2 protein-coding genes and 1 pseudogene are annotated in these 4,115 nt (G+C 73.5%); all 3 read right to left on the bottom strand.

Annotated features, from left to right (window positions below; genetic code table 11):
* A pseudogene (locus ACOJUF_RS07475) lies at positions 1-858 on the bottom strand (hypothetical protein); the annotation flags it as partial.
* A gap of 74 nt (positions 859-932) precedes the next feature.
* Positions 933-2,267: a PhoH family protein gene (locus ACOJUF_RS07470; RefSeq protein WP_420121231.1), complete on the bottom strand. Its 1,335-nt coding sequence runs from the start codon at positions 2,265-2,267 to the stop codon at positions 933-935.
* Positions 2,268-2,547: 280 nt separating this feature from the next.
* On the bottom strand, positions 2,548-4,115 hold a 1,568-nt coding region (locus tag ACOJUF_RS07465), incomplete at its 5' end, for a sensor histidine kinase (protein WP_420121230.1).

Raw genomic sequence — 4,115 nt, 5'->3', positions numbered from 1 at the left:
CCGCCCGCCCCCCCGGCGGCGCGCGCGCGGGGGGGGGGGGGGCGCCCCCCCCGGGGCGGGTGCCCCGGGCGCCGGCCCGACCGCCGGCGCCCGACCGGCCGGCGAGGCCGGCGGAAGCCCGGGTGGCAGGCAGGCGGAAGGACCGGACGGCGTCGCCCCGGGCGGCGGTGAACCGGCGACCGGGAGCCCGCGGCCGGGCTCGTCCACCCCCGCGGCCCGGTGCTCGGCGAGCAGTTCGAGCGTGCGCACGACGAGCCCGATCGCCACCGCGACGCCGACCGGACGGCCGGCCGTCGCGAGCGCCCCGACCAGCCCCGCCGCCCAGAACCAGCGCCGTTCGAGCAGGGCGAACGCGCCGACGGCCAGCAGCAGGAACAGCGAGTCGCTCATCTCCGGGCCGTACAGGCACACCGAGTACGGGTAGAGCAGCAGGACCGCGAGTGCGGTCGCCGCGGCGGCCGGGGACAGCCGCGCCCAGACCCAGCGGGCGAACAGCAGCACGGCCGCGAGCCCGGCCAGCAGGCCGACCAGCCAGCCGGCGAGCCGGACGTCCCCGCCGAGCATCCACCCGACCCCGCGGACGGTCATCGGGAACGCCGGGAAGAAGGCGATCGAGGACTGCCGGCCCGGGGTGTAGGAGTAGCCGTCGACGGCGATCGAGACGTACCAGCGGGCGTCGTCGACCAGCCAGGCGTCGATCCAGGCCCGGCTCTCGGTGTTGACGTTGACGGGATCGCGGTGCGCGATGGCCAGGATCCCGACCGTGGTGACGGCGACGGCCACGAGTGCGAAGACGCCCGCGATCACCGCGTCCGGCGGCCGGCGGGCCGGGGCGGCCGCCACCCCGCTGTCGATCATGACCGGCGCGCCCCCATCCGGGCAGGATAGGGGCGCGCCGTTGAAGCCTCGATGAGGTCCGGCCGGGACCGGGCTCAGCCGTGTTCGGGCAGTTCCAGCAGCTCGGTGACCAGGGCGGCGATCGGCGACCGTTCGGAGCGGGTCAGCGTGACGTGGGCGAACAGCGGATGACCCTTGAGCGTCTCGATCACCGCGGCCACGCCGTCGTGCCGGCCGACCCGCAGGTTGTCGCGCTGGGCGACGTCGTGGGTGAGCACCACCCGCGAGTTGGTGCCGAGCCGGGAGAGCACGGTCAGCAGGACGTTGCGCTCCAGCGACTGGGCCTCGTCGACGATGACGAACGAGTCGTGCAGCGACCGGCCGCGGATGTGGGTCAGCGGGAGCACCTCGAGCATGCCGCGCTCCATCACCTCGTCGATGACGGCCGGCGAGGCCACGGCCGACAGGGTGTCGAACACCGCCTGGGCCCAGGGCTGCATCTTGTCGTTCTCGCTGCCCGGCAGGTAGCCCAGTTCCTGGCCGCCGACCGCGTACAGCGGCCGGAAGACCACCACCTTGCGGTGCGCCCGGCGTTCCATCACCAGTTCCAGGCCGGCGCACAGCGCCAGCGCGGACTTACCGGTTCCGGCCCGGCCGCCCAGGGAGACGATGCCGACCTCGTCGTCCATCAGCAGGTCCAGCGCGATCCGCTGCTCGGCCGACCGGCCGCGCAGGCCGAACGCCTCGCGCTCGCCGCGCACCAGCCGGACCTGTTTGCCGGACGTCACCCGACCCAGCGCGGAACTGGACGGCCCGACCAGCTTGATGCCGGTGTGGCACGGCAGCTCGCGGGCCTCGTCGATGTCGGCCAGGCCGGCATGGAACAGCGTGTCGACCTGTTCGGCGGTGACCGGCACCTCGGCCATGCCGGTCCAGCCGGACGGCACGATGTCCTGCGCGCGGTACTCGTCCGCGGTCAGCCCCACGGCGGACGCCTTGACCCGAAGGGGCATGTCCTTGGAGACCAGGATGACCCGGCCGGCGGGCCGCTCCTTGGCCAGGTTCAGCGCGCACGCCAGGATGCGCGAGTCGTTGCTGTCGTTGCGGAAGCCCGCGGGCAGCACGGTGGCGTCGGTGTGGTTGAGCTCCACGTGCAGGGTGCCGCCGGCCGTGCCCACCGGCACGGGCGCGTCCAACCGGCCGTGCTCGATCCGCAGCTGGTCCAGTATCCGCAGGGCCTGCCGGGCGAAGTAGCCCAGCTCGGGATGGTGCCGCTTGGCCTCCAGTTCACTGATGACGACCAGCGGCAGGACGACCTCGTGCTCGTCGAAGCGGTTCAGCGCCCAGGGATCGGACAGCAGGACCGAGGTGTCGATGACGTACGTGCAACGCGACTGCTGATCGGTGCCGGCTTCCGGCCGGACGGGGATGGCTGGGGCAGACCTGTGTGCGACCACAAACGGCTCCCTGGCGGACGCGGATCAGTCGCGTCCGACTTCTCGAGGTGGGCCGGCGGTTCCCCGTGTGCTCCCGGCATCCGGCCGGGCGGGCACGAGGGCCCGGACCGGCCCCCTCGTGCTCGGTGCTGCAGGTGCGGCACGCACGATTCGGGGCCTCCCGTGCGGGGACGCTCGGCACGTCGCCCACGAAACGGACGTTACCCCGGCGACCGGCTCGGTCCGGTCGAACACGCAAAACAACCCGTGAACATCAGGTTTCGGCGCCGTCACCGGCCGGAGCGGGAACGGGGGCCGGGGTGGCCCGTACCGCCGCCGTGCCCGACGCCCTGGGCAGCACGACGGTGACCGTCAGGCCACCACCCGGCGCGTGGGTGGCGCCGATCCGGCCGCCGTGGCCGCGCACGATCGCCGCGACGATGGACAGCCCGAGGCCGGTGCCGCCCCGTTCCCGGCTGCGCGAGGGGTCGACCCGGTAGAACCGGTCGAACAGCCGGTCCAGGTCGTCGTCGGGGACGCCCGGTCCGTTATCGCTCACGCTGACCGCGATCTCCCCGGAACCGGGCAGGACCGAGATGGTGGCCACCGTCCCGTCCGGGGTGTGGGTCCGGATGTTGGACAGCAGGTTCGCGAACACCTGGTGCAGGCGCAGCCGGTCGCCGACCACGTCGACCGGTTCGTTGCCGGCGATCAGCCGCCAGGTGCGGCTGGGGTCGATCACCGCGGCGTCGTCGACGACCCCGGTGAGCAGCACGTTCAGGTCGACCAGCTCGTGCCCGACGGCGTTCTCGGCGTCGGCCTGGATGAGCGTGAGCAGGTCGTCGACCAGCGCGCCCATCCGGCGGGCCTCGAACCCCATGCGCTCCATGGCCCGGTCGACGGCGCTGTCGTCAGGCAGCGCCCCGGCCCGGTACAGGTCGGTGTAGCCGCGGACGGCGGCCACCGGGGTGCGCAGTTCGTGGGAGGCGTCGGCGATGAACCGGCGCAGCTTCTCCTCGTTGCGCCGACGCTCGTCGAGCAGGGACGAGATGCCGTCGAGCATGTCGTTGAACGCGTAGCCGAGCCGACCGATCTCGGTGCTCGGGTCCGATTCGCGGACCCGTCTGGTCAGATCGCCGCGGGCGATGGCGTCGGCGGCGGACGCGATCGATTCCAGTGGGCGCAGCTCGCGCCGGATCACCAGCCCGGCCGTGGCACCGAGCAGGACCAGCAACCCGCCGGTGATCAGCAGTTCGGCCAGCACCAGCCGGCGCAGCTGCTCCTCCAGGTCGCTCATCGGGATCCAGGCGACCAGGTACCCGGGTTGCTGGTTGTAGGTGACGCCGGAGAACCCCAAGGCCCGGTACCGCTTGTCCTGTCCCGATGCGCTGCCCACGGTCGTCGGTTCGTACAGCCAGGCCCCGCTGCTCATGTCCGGGTTAGCCGTCTCGTCGCTGGCCGGGGCCAGCAGCACCCGGCTCACCCCGCCGAGCGTGACGAAGGACCAGCCCACCTCACCCTTGAGTCCCGAGTCGTCGTTGAGCATCGCCGGCGGCAGGTCGTTGGCGGTCAGACCCTGCCGGGCCTGCGAGTTCGCCGCGGCCAGGGTGACGTCCTTGGAATTGATCGATTCGGACCGCACGACCAGCGGCACCACGATGTCCACCGCGACCAGGGCCACCGCGGCCGTCGCCACGACCAGGGCGATCAGCCGCGCCCGCAGGGTCCAGCGGCGCGGCTGGCCGGTCGCCGGGGTCCGGCGCCGGGCGGCCCGCTCCCGCGACCGCTCGCGGCCGGGGTCGGCCGGTCCGTCCGCAACCACATCGGGGCCGGCCGCCAGGA

The organism is Nakamurella sp. (assembly GCF_048594475.1).
Lineage (GTDB): Bacteria > Actinomycetota > Actinomycetes > Mycobacteriales > Nakamurellaceae > Nakamurella.
Note: the sequence above shows the minus strand (reverse complement) of the source record. Positions and strands in the feature narration are given on the sequence as shown.